General features: G+C 75.2%; 20 protein-coding genes. 7 read left to right on the forward strand and 13 right to left on the reverse strand.

All coding sequences use genetic code 11. The annotated features are described in order from the left end of the window. Positions 1–141 precede the first annotated feature (141 nt). Entirely contained in the window at positions 142–2,487 is a 2,346-nt protein-coding gene (locus tag F593_RS0120465; protein ID WP_157252032.1) for a sensor histidine kinase, read from the forward strand. 82 nt (positions 2,488–2,569) lie between these two features. Further along, positions 2,570–3,262 (forward strand): SDR family oxidoreductase, encoded by a 693-nt coding sequence (locus F593_RS27130; RefSeq protein WP_022930611.1) that lies wholly within the window; start codon positions 2,570–2,572, stop codon positions 3,260–3,262. Between the two features lie 10 nt (positions 3,263–3,272). Here F593_RS27130 and F593_RS27135 read toward each other — a convergent pair whose 3' ends face one another. Both F593_RS27135 and F593_RS0120480 read right to left on the reverse strand, forming a co-directional pair. Further along, positions 3,273–3,629, reverse strand: coding sequence for a cupredoxin domain-containing protein (locus F593_RS27135; protein WP_084630247.1), 357 nt, complete (start codon positions 3,627–3,629; stop codon positions 3,273–3,275). 159 nt (positions 3,630–3,788) lie between these two features. Next, the gene (locus tag F593_RS0120480) at positions 3,789–4,091 is read right to left on the reverse strand and encodes a hypothetical protein (protein WP_028721853.1); all 303 of its coding nucleotides are present in this window, start codon (positions 4,089–4,091) and stop codon (positions 3,789–3,791) included. Positions 4,092–4,176: 85 nt separating this feature from the next. Between F593_RS0120480 and F593_RS0120485 the strand changes: the two genes are divergently transcribed. Further along, positions 4,177–4,548 carry a hypothetical protein gene (locus F593_RS0120485; RefSeq protein WP_022930614.1) on the forward strand — a complete coding sequence of 124 codons (372 nt, stop codon included), beginning with the start codon at positions 4,177–4,179 and terminating at the stop codon, positions 4,546–4,548. Here F593_RS0120485 and F593_RS0120490 read toward each other — a convergent pair. The 7 genes from F593_RS0120490 to F593_RS0120520 form a co-directional block, all read right to left on the reverse strand. Next, positions 4,532–5,437, reverse strand: coding sequence for a S1 family peptidase (locus F593_RS0120490; protein WP_022930615.1), 906 nt, complete (start codon positions 5,435–5,437; stop codon positions 4,532–4,534). The genes F593_RS0120485 and F593_RS0120490 overlap by 17 nt on opposite strands. Further along, on the reverse strand, positions 5,437–5,817 hold the full coding sequence (locus F593_RS27140; RefSeq protein ID WP_022930616.1) for a TraR/DksA family transcriptional regulator: 381 nt from the start codon (positions 5,815–5,817) through the stop codon (positions 5,437–5,439). The genes F593_RS0120490 and F593_RS27140 overlap by 1 nt, the downstream gene beginning before the upstream one ends. A 109-nt stretch (positions 5,818–5,926) precedes the next feature. Continuing rightward, complete coding sequence (locus F593_RS27145; RefSeq protein WP_084630248.1) at positions 5,927–7,177, reverse strand: fatty acid desaturase family protein; 1,251 nt, start codon at positions 7,175–7,177, stop codon at positions 5,927–5,929. Positions 7,178–7,262: 85 nt separating this feature from the next. Further along, the gene (locus F593_RS0120505) at positions 7,263–8,363 is read right to left on the reverse strand and encodes a ferredoxin reductase (RefSeq protein WP_028721854.1); all 1,101 of its coding nucleotides are present in this window, start codon (positions 8,361–8,363) and stop codon (positions 7,263–7,265) included. A 239-nt stretch (positions 8,364–8,602) separates the two neighbouring features. Then, on the reverse strand, positions 8,603–9,595 hold the full coding sequence (locus tag F593_RS0120510; RefSeq protein ID WP_022930618.1) for a helix-turn-helix transcriptional regulator: 993 nt from the start codon (positions 9,593–9,595) through the stop codon (positions 8,603–8,605). A 67-nt stretch (positions 9,596–9,662) separates the two neighbouring features. Further along, on the reverse strand, positions 9,663–10,952 hold the full coding sequence (locus F593_RS0120515) for an RNA polymerase sigma factor (RefSeq protein ID WP_022930619.1): 1,290 nt from the start codon (positions 10,950–10,952) through the stop codon (positions 9,663–9,665). Positions 10,953–10,959: 7 nt separating this feature from the next. After that, the gene (locus tag F593_RS0120520) at positions 10,960–11,313 is read right to left on the reverse strand and encodes a YciI family protein (RefSeq protein WP_022930620.1); all 354 of its coding nucleotides are present in this window, start codon (positions 11,311–11,313) and stop codon (positions 10,960–10,962) included. A 206-nt stretch (positions 11,314–11,519) separates the two neighbouring features. On the opposite strand from F593_RS0120520, the gene F593_RS0120525 reads away from it, so the two are divergent. After that, positions 11,520–12,245 carry an acyl-ACP thioesterase domain-containing protein gene (locus F593_RS0120525; protein ID WP_022930621.1) on the forward strand — a complete coding sequence of 242 codons (726 nt, stop codon included), beginning with the start codon at positions 11,520–11,522 and terminating at the stop codon, positions 12,243–12,245. 60 nt (positions 12,246–12,305) lie between these two features. On the opposite strand, the gene F593_RS30130 is transcribed toward F593_RS0120525, so the two are convergent. Both F593_RS30130 and F593_RS30135 read right to left on the reverse strand, forming a co-directional pair. Beyond that, complete coding sequence (locus F593_RS30130; protein WP_022930622.1) at positions 12,306–13,121, reverse strand: YidC/Oxa1 family membrane protein insertase; 816 nt, start codon at positions 13,119–13,121, stop codon at positions 12,306–12,308. Between the two features lie 127 nt (positions 13,122–13,248). Next, entirely contained in the window at positions 13,249–13,578 is a 330-nt protein-coding gene (locus F593_RS30135) for a hypothetical protein (protein WP_022930623.1), read from the reverse strand. 114 nt (positions 13,579–13,692) lie between these two features. Here F593_RS30135 and F593_RS0120540 point away from each other — a divergent pair, with 114 nt between their 5' ends. Beyond that, a complete protein-coding gene (locus F593_RS0120540) occupies positions 13,693–14,334 on the forward strand; it encodes a DsbA family oxidoreductase (protein ID WP_022930624.1) in 642 nt (213 codons plus the stop codon). A 27-nt stretch (positions 14,335–14,361) separates the two neighbouring features. Here F593_RS0120540 and F593_RS27150 read toward each other — a convergent pair whose 3' ends face one another. Then, a complete protein-coding gene (locus F593_RS27150; protein ID WP_022930625.1) occupies positions 14,362–15,261 on the reverse strand; it encodes a CHAD domain-containing protein in 900 nt (299 codons plus the stop codon). A 114-nt stretch (positions 15,262–15,375) separates the two neighbouring features. Between F593_RS27150 and F593_RS0120550 the strand changes: the two genes are divergently transcribed. Then, a complete protein-coding gene (locus F593_RS0120550) occupies positions 15,376–15,645 on the forward strand; it encodes a glutathione S-transferase N-terminal domain-containing protein (RefSeq protein WP_022930626.1) in 270 nt (89 codons plus the stop codon). 28 nt (positions 15,646–15,673) lie between these two features. Here F593_RS0120550 and F593_RS28950 read toward each other — a convergent pair whose 3' ends face one another. Then, positions 15,674–16,438 carry a lysophospholipid acyltransferase family protein gene (locus F593_RS28950; RefSeq protein WP_022930627.1) on the reverse strand — a complete coding sequence of 255 codons (765 nt, stop codon included), beginning with the start codon at positions 16,436–16,438 and terminating at the stop codon, positions 15,674–15,676. A 371-nt stretch (positions 16,439–16,809) separates the two neighbouring features. On the opposite strand from F593_RS28950, the gene F593_RS27160 reads away from it, so the two are divergent. Then, a partial coding sequence (locus tag F593_RS27160; RefSeq protein ID WP_169449234.1) for an FG-GAP repeat domain-containing protein occupies positions 16,810–17,565 on the forward strand: 756 nt, incomplete at its 3' end.

The raw sequence follows: 17,565 nt of genomic DNA on the forward strand, positions 1-17,565 counted from the left end.
CCGGGGCCTGTCCGCCACCATGGGGAATCCCCCCGGGACGGCCCCCAGGGTGCCCCGAGGGGCGTCCCGTACCCCGCCCGGGACCCGTCGCCGGGCGACGCTTCCCGGGCCCGCCCCTCCCCACGACTAGAATGCCCGGCGATGACGACCGGAGCGGATGCGCTCGCCGTCCGGGGTGGACGTGCTGCGACGCTCCGCCCGGACGACGTGCCCCAGGCACCAGAGCGGATGACGATCCTGCTCCTGGTCGTCGCGCGCGTCGCCACGGCCGTGGCGATCGGCCTCCTGGCGTTCCTCGCGGACGACCCGGACGTGCCCCTCCTGGCCGCACTGGGGGTCGTCGCGGCGGTCGAGGTCGCCGTCACGAGCCTCCTCGTCTGGCGCTCCGACACCCCGGCGCGGTCGCCGGTACTGCGGCCCGCGCTCGTCCTCGACCTCGCCCTCTGGCTCTCCGCGTGCGCGGCCTCGGGGGGCGCGGACAGCCCTGCCCTGCTGATCTACGCGGTCCTGCCGTCGATCGGCGCGCTCGTCCTCGACGTGGGGTGGCTCATCGCCTGCGGGACCCTCGTCGCCGCCGTCCGGCTCGCCCTCGGCGGCCCCGACGCCGACCTCGCCGTCTTCTCGATCGTCGGGGTGTGGGCGGTCGCGATCGCCGTCGCCGCGTCGCGCGGCCGACGGGTCTTCGCCAAGCGGGTGGCCGGCCTCGACGCGGTGTGGACCGCCCTGGCCGGCGGGCACGGTCCGAGCGAGATCATCCGCGAGCGCGTGGCCGACGACCTGCGCGAGCGGGCCCTCCGGCCGGTGGTCGAGATCCGCGACGCGTGTGCGGACAACGACGACGGACACAGCCTGCAGGGCCTGACCGGACGAATGTCCACCGTCATCGCCCGAACCCGGGCGATCGCGCACGAGCTGCACGCTCCCGCGGCCCTCCACGGCGGCGTCGAGGAGTCCGTCCGGCACGTCGCCCAGCTCCGCGCGCCCGCCGCCGACGTCGTCGTCCGGCTCGTGGGCGACGTGCCGGACTCCCTCGCCGAGCCGCTCGACGCGGTGGTCCGCGACGCGCTCGGCATCGTCGCCGGCACCTGGACCCGCGAGGTCGTGGTCGAGATCGACGTGGAGGACGAGGAGCAGGGCGTCCTCGTCGGTGTCACCGCGACCCCGCTCCTGGACTTCGACACCCAGCGCCGAGCCCTCCGCCGCGCCGCGCTCGCCGCGCGCGCCGAGGTCGGCACGGTCGACGTCGGCTCGACGGACGACGGGGGCGCGCGGGTCTCGCTGCGCCTGCGCGGCGTGACGCCCCCGGAGGACCGGACGGGCCAGGTCCGCCAGTTCCGCGAGCTCGGCCCGTACGTGGTGACCGTGCGGCTGGGGATGGCGCCCGTCATCGCCGCGATCGCCCTGATCCACGGCGGGACCGAGCCCGGGTTCTGGTGGGTGCTGGCCGCCCTCTGCGCCGACCTCGCGTTCTTCGGCATGTACTTCCGGCGACGACGGACCTCCCGGGTCTACATCGCCGTGGGGGTGCTGGACTACGCGCTGCTGGCGGCCGGGTTCGCGCTGGCCGGTGACGCGCAGTTCGCGTACGCCGCGGTCGTGCTGCTCGTGCCGATCACGAACGCCGCGATCCTGCGCTGGACCACGATCCTGCCCGTCACCGTACTGGCCGGAGTGGTGCTCGCGGTGACCGGCGACGGCCTGCCGCAGCCCGCGGTCTCGATCGCCCTGGCGTGGGCCGCCGTGGTCGCCTACCTCGAGTCGACGGCGCGCACCCGCGACGCGGAGCGGTTCGTCGCCATCTCGCGCCGCCGCAACGAGCTGCTGCGCGGCCTGCTGCACGAGGAGGAGGTCGAGCGTCGTCGCATCGCCGGCCAGCTGCACGACGACGTCCTCCAGCGCCTGTTCGTGGTCCGCCAGGACCTCGAGGAGGCCGGCGAGGAGCAGGGCGGCGCCGAGGAGTGCCGGGCGCGCAGGCAGGCCGTCCAGGGGCTCGAGGGCGTCATCACCGTGCTGACGCGCACCGTCGGCGACCTCGACGTGGACGAGGGCGCCGCGGCCGTGGCGGGCGGCCTGCACGCGGCGCTGGCGACGACGACGGCGCTGCGCGACGGGCCGGCGGTCGAGCTCGAGATCGACGAGCGGGCCGCGGGCGTGCAGGACGGCCTGATCGTGCAGCTCGCCCGCGAGCTCTACGCGAACGTGACCCGCCACGCCGACGCGGGGCACATGCGCCTGACGGTGTCGCGCCAGGAGGACGCCCTCGTGCTCGACGTCGTCGACGACGGCGTCGGCTTCGACTGGGGCCGGGTGCACGCCGGCATGCTCGAGGGCCACATCGGGCTGCCGACGATCCGCGCCCGCGTGGCCCAGCTCGGCGGCGCCCTGCTGCTCGGCGACGCCCCCGGCGGCGGCGCCCACGTGCAGATCCGCCTGCCGCTGGACACCGCGCCGCAGGCCACGGAGCGCCCGACGGTCACCAGCGCCTGACGTCGCCTCCCCTTCCGCCGCCTCGGGCGACGGAACCCGGCGCGCACGGGGGGCCGGGTCCTGGTCCGTTACGGTCGAGGGCATGGACGTCGTCATCGTCGGAGGCCACGGGAAGATCGCCCGCCAGCTCGGGAAGCTGCTCGCGGATCGGGGGGATTCCCCTCGCGGGGTGATCCGCAACCCCGACCACGCGGACGAGCTCCGGGCGGACGGGATCGACCCCGTGGTCGTGGACCTCGAGGCGGAGGAGACGACCGGCCAGTCGCTGGCCGGCGCCTTCCGCGGCGCGAGCGCGGCGGTGTTCGCCGCCGGCTCCGGACCCGGGCAGCCTGCGGAGCGCAAGTGGTCCGTCGACCACGGTGGCGTCGTCAAGACGATCGATGCCTGCCGGCACGCCGGCGTCGACCGCATCGTGATCGTCTCCTCCATCGGTACGGACGACATCCCGGAGGGCGACGACGTCTTCACGGAGTACCTCCGCGCGAAGGCCCAGGCCGACGCCGACGTCCGCAAGAGCGGCCTGCACTACACGATCGTCCGCCCGGCGATGCTCACGGACGAGGAGGGTCACGGCCGCGTGCACGCCGCACGCCACGTCGAGCGCGGCCCCATCCCCCGCGAGGACGTCGCGGCGACCCTTCTCGCCGTCCTCGACGACCCGTCGACCGTCGGCCGGACCTTCGAGGTCGTCGGCGGCCCGACCCCGATCGCCGAGGCCATCACGGGCCTCGCCGCGATCGACGAGACGCGCGACAGCCACACGAACCAGGGCTGATCGCCCGCGGTCACACGACCCGGATCGTCATCCGCATCAGCATGGCGTGCAGGGAGCACTGCAGGCGGTAGGTGCCCTTGCGGGTCAAACGCTTGGACCAGCTGCCGCGGCGCTTGGCCTCGGAGGCGAAGCTCGACGGGCCGGAGACGACGGTGACGTCGTGGAAGACCTTGCCGCGCCACACGAACTTGACGGTGGTGCCGCGGCGGACGGTGATGGTCTTCGGCGCGAACGCGAAGTCCTTCACGTCGACGGTCCGCGTGCCGGCGGCGGGCGCGGGCGTCGGGGTCGAGATCGCGACGCCGACCACTGCGGTCGCGACGACGGCGACCGCGGCGGCGGTCATGGTGGGGGTGCGGATGCGCATCGACTCCTCCGGGAGCAGGAGCCGGCCGGACGGCCGCTCCTGCCAGGGAGAACGTCGAAGCCACCACCCCGGATGCCCTGCGGTGGACCGTGCCCCGCCGCAGTCCTCCGCGCCCCGAGCCCGAGACGCACGGGCCGGGGGCCGCACCCTTTCCCTCGATCAGGCCTCTTCTTCGTCCTCGTCCAGCGGCTGGATCTGCGCCAGGAGGTCCGGGAGGACGTCGTAGAAGATCTCGACCTGCTCGTCCGGGACGTCGATGGAGACGCCCTCGAAGTGCGAGTGGTCGCCGTGCTCGCGGATGCGGGGCGAGACCGTCGCGCCGGCGATGACGAAGAACGGGCAGTAGGAGAAGTACGGCAGGCCCTCGAACTCCTCCGGCTCGAGGCCGGTGGCCTCGAGGATCTGCAGGAAGCGGTCCTCGAACCGCGTCTCCTCGAGGGTGATGGACGCCACTTGGGTCATGCCCCCAGTGTCGCAGGGGCGGACGCAACCGGTCCAGCCACCGGCGGCGGGGCCGGCCGCCGCGCGGTGCGGCATGCTGCGGGCGATGGATCCCGCCGAGCTCCGTGCGCTCCTCGCCGCCCATCCCGCCGTGGCGATCGAGCCGTTCGGGGTCCGCCGGGACGTGCGGTGCGTCCGCATCGCCGACGCGCTGGCCCTCGTCGAGCGTGCGGGGCACGTGGTCGACGAGGCCGAGCTGCACGCGCTGCTGACCGCGCTCGGGGGCCAGCGGCTGCGGCTCGTCGATCCCGCCGGGCCCGAGGGCGCCGGCCCGACGGGGCGCACCGGGGCCCGCCCGCCGCGCGCGCGGCGCGGCCGGGTGGCGCCCCAGCCGCGACGGGCGAAGCGCGGAGCGCCCCCGCTGGAGGCGCTCGACGTCTACGAGCTCCCGGCCCGGGTGTTCACCGCAGGGGCGTGATCGGTCCGCGGATCGCCCGCGGCTTTTCGCGCGATATCGGCGGTCGGCCGACGCGCAGGGTGCCGCGGGAGGTCAGGTGGTCGTCGACGAAGGCGCGGGCCGAGGTACCGGGCAGCAGCTTGATGAAGAGCGTCGAGCCGCCGATGCAGCCGGGGCGGGTGATGGAGCTCGTGACGCCGAGCTGCACCGGCCCCGTGGGCGTGATCGCGAAGAGCGGGCCGCCGCTGTCGCCGTAGCACCCGGTCGGACCCCGCTTGAGCTCCCCGGCGCACGCGACGCCGCGCGAGGTGGGGTACGCGCCCTTGATCGCCTTCGCGCACCAGGCGCTCGTGCGGAGGGGCAGGGCGACGCTGCGCAGGCTCGTGCCGCCCGGGTCGCCCTCGAGGCTCTCGGCGTCCGTGATCCCCCAGCCCGCCATGACCGGGCTGCGGCCCGGGAACAGCAGCGGCGTGCTCTCCGGCCCCGGGAGGGCGACGGGCGGCACCTCGCGCACCGGCCGGGCGAGGCCGAGCAGGCCGATGTCGCCGACGAGGCCGGCCGAGGCCCGCTGGGCCCGCACGAAGCGCTCGTCGTAGGTCGTGCGTGCGACGCGGACGCGGAGCCCGCCGGGACCCTCGGAGCGCTGCCGGCCGATCACGACGCCCTTCGGGGCGTCGCCGGCCACGCAGTGCGCGGCGGTGAGCACGACGGAGGGCGTGATGAGCGTCCCGGTGCACGAGATCTCGTCGCCCGTCCCCACCTGGACGATCCACGGGAAGGCGCCGACCGGCGTGACCGTGCCGCCGACGACGGCCCCGGCCGGGGCGACGGCGCCCGCGAGCACCAGGAGGCCGGCGAGCAGCGCGGCGTGGAGGGCGGTGAGCGCCCGTGATCGCAGGGGACGGCGCATCAGCGGCGCAGCTTAGCGGCGCAGGTCAGGCAGAGCACGCTCTCGGGCATGGCGGCGAGGCGCCGCGGCGCGATGGGGGCGCCGCAGGAGTCGCACTGCCCGTAGGTGCCGTCGTCGAGCTTCTCGAGCGCGCGGGCGACCCGGGCCTGCTCGAGCTCGAGCGTCTCCCCCACGCCGACCTCGGTGAGCCGGCCGACCGCCTCGATCGTGCCGTCGCCGATGCGCTTGCCGAAGCTCAGGGTGCTGCCGCGCTCGGGTGCCTGCGCGAGCGTGCCGATCCGGCCACGGAGCTCGGCGTCGCGGGTGCGCAGCGCCTCCTCGACCGCCTCCAGGTCGAGGGGCGGGACGGGCCTGGTGTCACGAGCGGGACGAGCGGACATCGTCTACGTCTACCCGATCCGGCGGGGCGGCACCGGACCACGGGCCCGGTGCCCCGCCGCCCCGGGCCGCCTGCCGTCCCGGGACGCCGCCCGCTCCTCCGCCGGGGGCCTACGGGAAGGCGGGGACCGGGCCCTCGACGCCCTCGACGGTCGGCCGCCGGCGCGGCGGCTCGGGCGGGGCGACGTACGGCGGCGACTTCGGCCGCTCCTTGCCGCCGGGGAAGGCCAGGCGCAGGATGGAGCGCTGGACCATGAGCCACTGCTGCAGGAACGGCCCCGTGTTGTACGGCAGCCCGTACTGCTCGCAGACCGCCTTGACCTTCGGCGCGATCTCCTTGTAGCGCGAGCTCGGCATGTCCGGGAAGAGGTGGTGCTCGACCTGGTAGCTGAGGTTGCCGCTCATGAGGTGGAACGTGTCGGAGCCCTCGATGTTCGCCGCGCCGAGGAGCTGGCGGACGTACCAGCCGCCACGGGTCTCGTCGGCGACCTCCTCCTCCGTGAACGTGTAGGCCTGGTCGGGGAAGTGCCCGCAGAAGATGATCGCGTTGGACCACACGTTGCGGACGAGGTTCGCCGTGAAGTTCGCCTTGAGCGTCTTCTTCCAGTGCTTGCCGGAGAGGGCCGGGAAGAGGATGTAGTCCTTCAGGATCTGGCGGCCGGCCTTGCGGCCGATGCCCTTGAGCTCGTCCTTGAGCTGCTTGGGGTCCTTCTTGCCCTTGCGGACCGCCTCGAGGTCGAGGTCGTGGATCGCCACGCCCCACTCGAACGCGAGCATCACGATCACGTTGAGGACCGGCTGCAGCAGGAAGAACGGCTCCCACGGCTGCTTCGGGTCGATCCGCATGAACTCGTAGCCGACGTCCTTGTCCTTGCCGACGATGTTCGTGTACGTGTGGTGGATGTAGTTGTGGGAGTGCTTCCACGACGCGGACGTCGACGCGGTGTCCCAGTCCCAGGTCGAGGAATGGATCTGGGGGTCGTTCATCCAGTCCCACTGGCCGTGCAGGACGTTGTGGCCGATCTCCATGTTCTCCAGGATCTTCGCCACGGAGAGGCCCGTCGTCCCCAGCACCCACGCCGGGGGGTAGCGCGAGGCCATCAGCACGATCCGCGAGAGCGCGGCGAGCCGACGGTGGAACTCGATGATGGAGCGGATGTAGTGCGCGTCCCGCTCGCCGAGGTCGGCCTTGACCTCGTCGTGGATCCGCTGGAACGCCTCGCCGATCTCCTCGATCTGCTCGGGCGAGAGCCGGTGCAGCGGGCTCGTGGCGCTCGGGTCGGCCGCGCGCTCCGAGGCCCCGGGGCGGGCGTCGTCCTGCGTGTCGGGGATGGTCGACGTGCTGGGTCCGGTGGGGGTCATGGGTTCCTCGTCGTCCTCGTCGTACGGGTGCTCGGGGTCCTTCCGCCGCCGCCCGGCGGGCGGCGGGTCCTGCTGACGTGTGGTGCTACAGCTCGATCTCGACGTGGCCCTCGGGGGCGTTGACGCACGTGCGGATCGTCTCGCCGTCCTCGCCGTGGACCTCGCCGGAACGCAGATCGCGGACCTTGCCCGAGCGCAGGCGCCCGACGCAGGTGTGGCAGATGCCCATCCGGCAGCCGTAGGGCAGGTTCGCCCCGGCCTCCTCGCCACCGACGAGGATCGAGACGCCGACGTCGCACTCCGCGTCCTTGTCCGTCACGCGGAAGCGCACGGTGCCGCCGGAGCCGACCTCGGCGTCGCCCGTGCCGATGACGGGCTGGAAGCGCTCCGTCTGCAGCTGGTCGGCGAGCCCCTCGGACTCCCAGTGCTCGACGAACGCGTCGATCATCTCGCGCGGGCCCGAGAGCGAGGCGAAGCGCTCGCGCCAGTCCGGCACGAGCTCGTCGAGGTCGGTGGCCTTCAGGCGGCCGTTCTCCGACGAGAGCTGCTCGTGGAGGCGGTAGCCCTCGTGGTCGTCGGCGAGCTCGCGGAGCATCGGGCCGAAGATGAACCCCTCCGCCGTCCGCGTGCCGTGCAGGTGGACGACGTCGTCGAGCCGCCCGCGGCGCTGGAGCTCGCGCAGCATGCTCCAGATCGGGGTGATCCCCGAGCCGGCGCTGATCATCAGGAGCTTCTCCGGCAGCGGGTCGGGCAGGCCGAACTCGCCCTCGACGTCGCCGAGGAAGACGACCGTGCCGGGCCCGCAGTGCTCCGTGAACCACGGCGACATCTTGCCGTCCTCCACGTGCTTGACCGTGACGCTCACGAGCCCCTCGGGGTGCTCGGGGTCCGAGGTCAGGGAGTAGGCGCGCCAGTGGCGGATGCCGTCGATCTCGGCGCCGATCCGCAGGTACTGCCCGGGCCGGTGACCGGGCCACGGGTGGCTCGGTCGGACGATCACGGTCGCCGCCTCGTCCGTCTCGGACCGCACGCGCACGACGGTGCCGGTGAGCTCGCGGGTCGACCAGCGGGGGTCGAGCAGCGCGAGGTAGTCGTCGGGCAGCAGCGGCGTCGTCATCGCCCCGGCCATCTGGAGCAGCTTGCGCCGCCACCGCGATATCCGTGGTGCCGCTGCGGTCTCGACCATCGTCGTCCTCTCGTGCCCACTCCGGCACCGCGGGACGCGGCGCCTTCCCGGGCGAACCTACGCCGCTCGGTGCACGAGTGTCAAACGGCATCGGCAGTTCGTGTGTGATCAGGTCCGAACGCGCTCCGCCCGCGGGTCCGCGCCGCCCCTACCCGTGGGTATACCCAGGACCCCACCGACGGTGCCCCTCGCGGACGCCGCGCGCTACGGAGCCGTAGGCGCGGCGGGGACGGCGGCGTTCATGACGCCGCGCCCTCCGGCGTGGGGACCTGCGGCCCCGGCGGCGACGCGCGGGTGAAGCGCTCCCCGAGCCGGCGGACCTCGTCCGCGAACTCGGGCGGCCCGAGGACCGTGAAGTCGACCCCGACGGTCGCGACGTAGACCGCGAGACCCCCGAGCCAGCTCGCGCTCGCCTCGAGCAGGCAGGTGCCGTCGTCCCGCGCGGTCAGCTCACCGGCGTAGGGCGGCATGCGCGGTGCGACCTCGTCCTTCGTGGCGTGCAGGAGCACCCGGGCCCGGTAGCGGTCCTTGGCGCCGCGCAGGTTGCGCATGACGTAGGCGGCGAGGTCCGGGTCCGGCGGCTCGCGACGGGCGACGCGGCGGCCCGTCAGCAGCTTCGACGTGATGCGGTCCACGCGGAACGTCCGCCAGTCCTCGCGGGTCGTGCACCAGGCGACGAGGTACCAGCGGCCGTGCACGTGGACCATGCGGTGCGGCTCGACCAGGCGGCGGCTCGCGGTGCCGTCGCCCGCCCCGTAGCCGAACCGCAGCTGCAGCCGGTCGCGGCACGCTCCGGCGATGGTGGAGAGCGCATCCGGATCGACCTCGGGCCCCCAGCCGGGCACGGGCACGGTGAACGCGTGCACCGCTCCCACCCGGCGGCGCAGCTGGGGCGGCAGCACGCCCTCGAGCTTGGTCAGCGCGCGCAGCGAGGACTCCTGGATGCCGGCGACGGACCCGCCCGCCGCGGTCCGCAGGCCCACCGCGACGGCCACGGCCTCGTCGTCGTCGAGCAGGAGCGGCGGCAGCTCGCTGCCGGCGCCGAGCCGGTAGCCGCCCGCGACGCCGGGGGCCGCGTTGACCGGGTAGCCCAGGGAGCGCAGCTTGTCGACGTCGCGGCGGACCGTCCGTGCGGTGATGTCGAGCTCGTCCGCCAGCTGCGGGCCCGTCCAGTCCCGGTGCATCTGGAGGAGCGACAGGAGACGCAGCAGGCGGGCCGAGGTCTCGAGCATGGCGGCAGCCTCCCACGCTTTGCGGACTCTTTCTGTCCGCATGCGGCGTCGACGGGGCGGGGACGGGTCAGGCGGGGGCGTCGCCCCCGGTCGCCTCGCCGTCCATCCGCCGGCGGATGAACCGCCGCTCGCCGGCGTTGTCGACGAGCTCGAGGGCCCGCACGTAGGCCACCCGCGCCTCGTCGGTGCGGCCGAGGCGGTCGAGCGTGAGCGCGCGGGCGAGGTGGAACGGGTGGTGCCGCACCAGCTCCGGCTCGTCGCCCAGCTCGTCCAGCAGGGCGAGACCCTCCGCGAACCCGTCGCGGCGGCCGACGGCGACGGCCCGGTTCATCCGCACCACCGGTCCGGGGTCCAGCCGCAGCAGCAGGTCGTAGAGGGCGACGATCTGGGCCCAGTCCGTGCCGGCGAAGGTGGCGGCCTCGGCGTGCACCGCCGCGATCGCCGCCTGCACGGCGAAGCGTCCGGCGCCGGCGACGGCCGCCCGTTCGGCCAGCGCGGTGCCCTCCGCGATCAGGTCCCGCGCCCAGCGCCCGCGGTCCTGGTCCTCCAGCGCCACCGGAGCGCCCGCGGCGTCGGTCCGCGCCGGCGCCCGGGCCTCCGTCAGGAGCAGCAGGGCGAGCAGCCCGGCCGGTTCGGACTCCCCGGGCAGGGAGCGGTGGAGGATCCGGGCCAGGCGGATCGCCTCCGCCGTCAGCTCGGCCCGCAGCGGCGCCTCGCCGCTCGTGGCCGCGTACCCCTCCGTGAAGACGAGGGAGACGGCGGTGAGCACGAGGGGCAGCCGTGCGGCCAGGACCTCGGGGTCGTCCGGCACCGTCAGGGGGATGCCGGCGCCGCGGATGCGCCGCTTGGCGCGCGTGATGCGGGCCTGCATCGTCGGCACGGGCACCAGCAGCGCCGCCGCGACCTCGGCCGTGGTGAGGCCGCCGACGAAGCGGAGCATGAGCATCACCCGGTCCGCGGGGGCGATGGCCGGATGGCAGCAGCCGAGCAGCATCGTCAGCCGGTCGTCCGGGATCCGGTCGCCGTCCGGGCCGTCGACGGTCACCTGGTCCGCAGCGGGGGCGTGCCGCGCGCCCTGCTCGATGTGCAGGAGCGCCAGTCGCTGGGCGTACACGGCGTCGCGCCGCACGCGGTCGAGCGCGCGGCGCTTCGCCGTGGTGATCAGCCAGGCGAGGGGCTCGTCCGGCACACCGGACTCCGGCCACGTGCGCAGCGCCGCCTCCATCGCCTCCTGCGCGACGTCCTCGGCCAGGTCGAGGTCGCCGAAGCGGCGCACCAGGGTCGCCAGCAGGCGCGTGTGCTCCTCGCGGTGGAGACGGGCGATCGTCCCGTCCCCCGGCGACCCGTGCTCCGGCACCGACGGCTCAGAACTCGAGCATCGGCCGGACCTCGACCCGCCCGCCGTGGCGGGCGCCGGGGCTGCGGGCCGCCCAGCGGATCGCCTCGTCGATGTTCGCGACGTCGACCACGATCGTGCCGCCCACGAACTCGCGGCTCTCGGCGTACGGGCCGGCCGTGACGAGCGGTTCGTCGGAGCCCTCGGGGATCGTGACCGACGTGCCGAGCTCCGGCCCGTCCAGCCCGAACCCGCCGGCGAGCACGCCGGCCTCCTCGAGCTCGCGGTCGAAGGCGATGAACTCCTCCATCGTCGCCCCGTCGTCCTCGGCGCCGCAGCGGGCCTCGTCCAGGGTCCCCATCAGCAACATGACGTACTTCATGCTCGACTCCTCGTGCAGGTGTGGGACACGACTCCGTCGTCCGTGTCACCAGCATGACGAACGGGGTGGCCCCGAATCGACAGCGGGCAGGGAATTCGTGCGGTCCGCCGCCGACCGGGCACGCGAGGCGCCCGCGGGGCGCGTCACGTCGCGGGACCAGCGCGGCGGCGAGGTCCCGAGGCGGGGAGCCGTCGTAGCCTTCGGCCATGCCGCTGGACGCGCTCGCCCCCTTCCCCACCGTCGGCCGCGTGTACGAGCAGGGATTCCGGGTGGGACCGGGGGCGACGACCGTCGCCGGCCGCGCGCGCCTGGACGCCGTGGCGGAGTGGCTGCAGCAGGTGGCCTACGAGGACGTCGTCGATGCCGGCCTGGAGGGCGAGTCGGTCTGGATCATCCGCCGGACCCAGGTGCGGGTGACGCGCTTCCCCGTCTTCGGCGAGCGGATCGCGGTCCGCACGGCCTGCAGCGGCCTCGGCACGCTCGTCACGGAGCGGCGCACGTCGATCACGGGCGAGCACGGGGCTGCGGTGGAGGCCGCGGCGCTGTGGGTGCCGCTGGACCCGGAGACCCTGCGCCCGCGACGCAGTCCCGTGATCGAGACGGTCTTCGGGCCCTCCGCCGGCGACCGGCGGGTGAAGGCGCGCCTGCGCCACCCCGGGCCACCCGAGGGTGCGGGCGAGCGGCCGTGGACGTTCGTCGCCGCTGACCTCGACGTCGCCGGGCACGTGAACAACGCGGCCTCGTGGCGGACGCTCGAGGAGGAGCTGGCGGACCACCCGGCCCATGCGCCGCTGGCGGTCGACCTGGAGCACCACGCCGCGGTCTTCCGCGGGCCGGCCCGGATCCTGGCCGACGGACCCGCGCGCTGGATCGCCGGCGAGGAGGACGGGGTGCTGGTGTCGGCGGTGCTGGACCCGGCGCCGGCGGGCTGAGGGTTCCCCGCGGGCCGACGGACCGCCGCACGCACCCCGCAGGTCCGACCGCGCCGGCCCTCAGCCGGGCGCGGCCGCCCGTGGCGTCGTGGCCGTCGGCCGCTCGCCGCCGTCGGACCGGGACCGGTGGCGCCAGGCGACGAGGTGCGACGCCCCGAGACCCAGGAGCGCCGAGACCGCCCAGTAGAGGAGTACTCCGGTGGGCATGGCGGACGCCACCGGCACGAGCACGAGCGCCGGCAGGGCCGCCATCCACAGGGGCGCGGGCGGCTGCCCGGGCCGCCGCGGCGCACGCAGCGTCGCGACGGCCTGCGCCGCGACGACCACCGCGATCAGCCCGACGAGCAGCGCGCCCGTCCCGGGCCGGGTCAGGTCGGCGATCGGTCCGAACGCGGCGGCCCCGTGGGTCAACGCGGTGTCGCACGTGCCGGCGACGCCGCGGCAGATCTCGACGCGCAGCTCGTCGCGCAGCGTGCCGTAGAGCGCGAAGAGCACGACGCCCTGGACCGCGATCGGCAGGAGCAGGCCACCGAAGGGGCCGCAGCCGGCGCCCGCGAGCTCGGGGTCGGCGGCCGCCTTGCGGGCGTCTCCCCCGTGGCGCGCGGTCACGACACGGAGGCGCTCGGCGTGGTCGCCCATCCGCAGCGTGGCGCGGTGGGCGGAGGCGGTCGCCGGCAGGAGCGCGACGCGGACGACCAGGACGAGCAGGACGATGGTCCACCCCCACGGCAGACCGAGGGTGTGGTGGGCGGCGCCCATGACGTGGGCCAGGGCCTCGTGGACGGGGCCGAGGACGGCGAGGGCCGCGGGCCCGGACGGATCGAGGTGGACGGGGGCGACGTCGGCGACGGCCGACGGGAACGAGAACGGGTGCACGGGGTCCTCCGGTGCTGTGGGCGGACCCGCCGGCCGCCGGGGCGACGGGGGTCGTCGAAGCGCCACGGGAACGCCACGCCACGCGGACACCTGTCCGCCCGGGGGGACGCCGACCGTCGGCGCGAGCTCAGCGCACAGCGGCCGCGCAGGGCGGCCGAGGGGACCCGCCACGCGCGGCGGGGGGCCACGACGCGAACGTCGGGGCGGAGGGGGACGGGACCGACGGCCGGCGCCCCGGTCCGGCGACGCCCAGCAGGGGCGCCGCGAGCACCGCGACGACCCGCGCGGCCTGCCCGCTGCCGCGGACGAGCAGCGGCACCGCCAGACACGCACCGACCAGGACGACGCTCGCGTCGTGGGTGGCGACGGCGACGGCCAGCAACCCCAGCAGCGCGAAGAGCTCCCAGAGCACGGCGACGCCCGTGGGCGGCAGCACGGCGTCGGAGCGCGGATCCACGGGCCGAGCGTACACCGCCCCACGGCGGCTGACCAGCACCACCTCGCGGCGCGCGTGCGGCGCCGCCGCCCCGTCCCGGCGGGCCGGACCGCACCGCCCCGTAGCCTCGGTCCCATGAAGGTCGAGATCTGGTCCGACGTGGCCTGCCCGTTCTGTTACATCGGCAAGCGCTCCTTCGAGCAGGCCCTGGAGGGCTTCGAGCACCGCGACGAGGTCGAGGTGGAGTGGCGCTCGTTCCAGCTCGACCCGACGGCGCCGGAGAAGGTCGAAGGAGGCCTGAACGCGCTCATCGCGCAGAAGTACGGGCGCACGGAGGACGAGGCCCGCGAGATGAATCAGCGCGTCATCGACATGGCCGCCGGGTTCGGGCTGGAGTACGACTTCGACCGCGCGCAGCCCAGCAACACCCGGGACGCACACCGCCTGCTGCACCTCGCCCGCGCCCACGGGCGCGAGGACGAGGCCGAGGAGCGGCTGTTCCGCGCCTACTTCGTCGAGGGCGAGCGCCTGAGCGACCGCGAGACCCTGGCGCGGCTCGGCGAGGAGGTCGGACTGGACCGCGCCGAGGTCGAGCGCGTGCTGGCCGGGGACGACCTGGGCGACGCGGTCGACGCCGAGGTGGCCGAGGCACAGGGCCTCGGCCTGTCCGGAGTCCCGGCGTTCGTGCTCGACCGGCGGCTGCTCGTCTCGGGCGCCCAGCCGCCCGAGGCGATCCGCGGCGCGCTCGCGCAGGCCTGGGAGACGCGGGAGGGCTGAGGCCGCGCGGGGCGCGGCCCCGGACGCTCAGCCCGCGACGGGCGGCGCCGTGAGGTACGCGCGGATGCGCCGGCCGAAGGCCTTCGGCGACTCGGCGTAGACGCGCGCGCCGGCTGCTCGGGCCGCCGCCTGCAGCTCGGCGCGGCGGTCCGCCACCAGCGGGAGCAGCGCGTCGGTGTCCGCCGGCACCTGCGCCGCCGGGCCCTCCGGGTCGCGGAGCAGCGCGTCGAGCTCCCACAGGTCGTGGTCGTCGCCCAGCAGCTGGGAGAGGTCCTTGGCCTGCTCCGCCTGCGCGTCGAGGACCGCGGGCCACGCGTCGCCGATCAAGGCCTGCTGGTACCAGAGGTCCTTCACGCGCTTGCGCCACTCGTGGAGCAGCTCGCCCGTCGGGTCGGCCTCGGCGGTGGCCCGGGTCTCGGTGCCGCGCGTGTAGCTGCGGACGAGGCCGGCGACGAGCGTCTCGCGGTCGGCGACGTCGAGCTTGCCCGCGTCGATCCGCCCCTCGATCGCGCGCAGCGCCTCGAGCTCGGCCTCCGTGTCCTCCTCCGCGTTCACCGCCGAGGCGCGGGCGAGCAGGGCCTCGCGCAGCCCCTCGAACGTGGCGGCCGGGACCTGGCCGGCAGCGTGCTCGTGCAGGGCGTCGACCGCTTCGACGAGCGCCACGGCCTCGCGGCGGGCGCCGAGGGAGCGCGAGACCTCGCGCAGCGCGTCGGCCTCGCGGCGGTAGCGCTTCTCCGACAGGCCGGGACGGAGCAGCCGCACGAGCGAGCGCAGCCGCTTGAGGTCCTTGCGGGCCTCGTGGATCGCCTTGCCGGAGTCGGCGTCGCCGTCGCCCGACAGCTGGCCGATCACGCGCTGCAGGCGCTCGTGGGCAACGGCGCGGACGGCATCGGGGACGGGGCGGTTCAGATCGAGACGGAAGCTCATGGGAGCGATCCTCCGGGGTCGGGGTCACCGAAACCCCTACCCGTGCCGGGGACGGCGAACCGCGACCACCGCAACCCCTCGTCGCGCGACCCCCGCGGGAGTAGGGTCGCCGGCATGGCCCCCGTCAAGCTGCACCGCTGCAACTACACCTTCCTGCACACCGACCTCGACGCCTGCTGGCGGGTGCAGCGCGCGCTCGACGAGCAGGGCATCGCCTACGAGGTCGTCAAGGAGGGCTGGGGCAAGGGCAAGCGGCCCCGGGTCGAGGCGCTCTCCGGGCAGAGCAAGCTGCCCGTCCTCGAGCTCCCCAACGGCGAGGTCTACCGCGCGGAGTCGAAGGAGATGGCCGAGCGCGTGCGCGCCGGGACGCTGCCCCTGAGCTGAGCGGGAGCCGGTCGGCGGCGCCCGTCCGTCAACGCACGACGGTGCCGCCGCCCGCGGGCGCGCCGTCGGCCGTCACGCCCTCCGCGGCGCGCTCGCGCTGCAGGCGGCGGTACTTCTCCGCCGTCCGCCGGCGCCCCGGGATCGCGATCGGTGCGCGGCCGCGCACCTCCTCCATCACCCGCAGCACGAAGGCGCCCGGCTCCTCGCCCTCGGTGAGGCCGCCCCCGGCGGGCGGGAAGAACTCCACGCGGATCCGCGGGCGCTTCGGCACGCGAACGATGTCGACGGTGCCCGTGACGGTCACCGCGACGACCGTGGCCTCGGGCACCGCCGCGGCCAGGCGCCCCACGCCGCTGCGGGGCCGGAGGTAGCCGCCGCGCGAGATCGTGCCCTCGGGGAAGACGCCGATGCAGGCGCCGGCACGCAGCTCCGCGACGGCGGTGTCGAGCGCGTGGGCGTCACCCTTGCCGCGGTTGATCGGGATCTGGCCCATGCCGTTCAGCACGAACGCGAGCGGCTTCGTCTTCCACAGCGTCGACTTGGCGAGCGCGCGGATCTGGCGCACGGGCAGCCCGGCGATGCCGATCGCGACCGGGTCCCAGTTGCTGTCGTGGTTGCCGACGACGATCAGCGGCCCCCCGGCCGGCAGGTGCTCCAGGCCGACGACCTCGAGGCGGCCCCACCAGCGCACGACGGGCGTCGTCGCCGCCATCGCCAGCCGGTACATCGGCGTGATGCGCTCCGTCCGGCGCGGGAGGGACGGGGTGGACGTCGACGGGGTTCCGGTGGCCACGGGCCGCATCATGTCAGCGCGACGGCCGGGGGCGGGCGGGCCCGCGAAGACCGGCGCTTTCCGGTCCGACCCCGGGCGGACCGGTGCCGCTCGGGCCGACCGGCGCCTGCGCGCCGGGGACGGACCGTCGGCGCCCGGGCCGTCGCACCTTCCGGACCCGCCATCCGTCCGTCCGCTCCTCGCCGGGCACGGCGGGCCAGCAGACTGAAGCGTCGCCGGCGGCCTCGAGAGGTCGTGCGGCTCCCGCCCGCCCGTCGCCGGTCCTCCGGCCGCCACGCCCTCCGAGGTCCGAACCCATGACGTCGCCCCTCTCCTCGGCCCCGGTACCCCGTACCGGGGTGGCCCCCGACCGCCCAGGCCGTCGCAGGCGCATGCCCGTCCCGGTGCTCGGGCCGGCGGCGAGCCTGGCGATCCTCGCCCTGGCTCCCGCGGTCGCAGCCGCCGCGCCGGCGACCTTCGCGCCACCCGCGACCGTCGGCACCACGGGCGCCAACCGGCAGGCGGTGGCGATCGGCGACCTCAACGGCGACGGACGCCCCGACATCGCCGCCGTCAACTTCGGCGGGAACTCGGTGACCGTGCTGACGAAGAACGCGACCGGCGACGGCTACACGGCCACGCCCATCGGTGGCACCGGCACCAGCCCGGCTTCGGTGGCGATCGGCGACCTCAACGGCGACGGACGCCCCGACATCGCCACCGCCGACAGCAACGCCGACTCGGTGACGGTCCTGACGAAGAACCCGACCGGCGACGACTACACCGCCACGCCGGCAGGCCCCACCGGAAGCATCCCGCTCTCGCTGGCGATCGGCGACCTGAACGGCGACGGACGCCCCGACATCGCCACCGCCAACGTCATCGGGAACTCGGTAACGGTGCTGACGAAGGACCCGACCGGCGACGGCTACACCGCCACGACCGCCGGCACCACCGGCGAGGGCCCGGTCTCGGTGGCGATCGGTGATCTGAACGGCGACGGACGCCCCGACATCGCCACCGCCGACTCCGGCGACCGCTCGGTGACGGTGCTGACGAAGGACCCGACCGGCGACGGCTACACCGCCACGACCGCCGGCACCACCGGCGACGGCCCGTCCTCGGTGGCGATCGGCGACCTGAACGGC

This window comes from Patulibacter americanus DSM 16676 (genome assembly GCF_000420025.1).
Classification (GTDB): domain Bacteria; phylum Actinomycetota; class Thermoleophilia; order Solirubrobacterales; family Solirubrobacteraceae; genus Patulibacter; species Patulibacter americanus.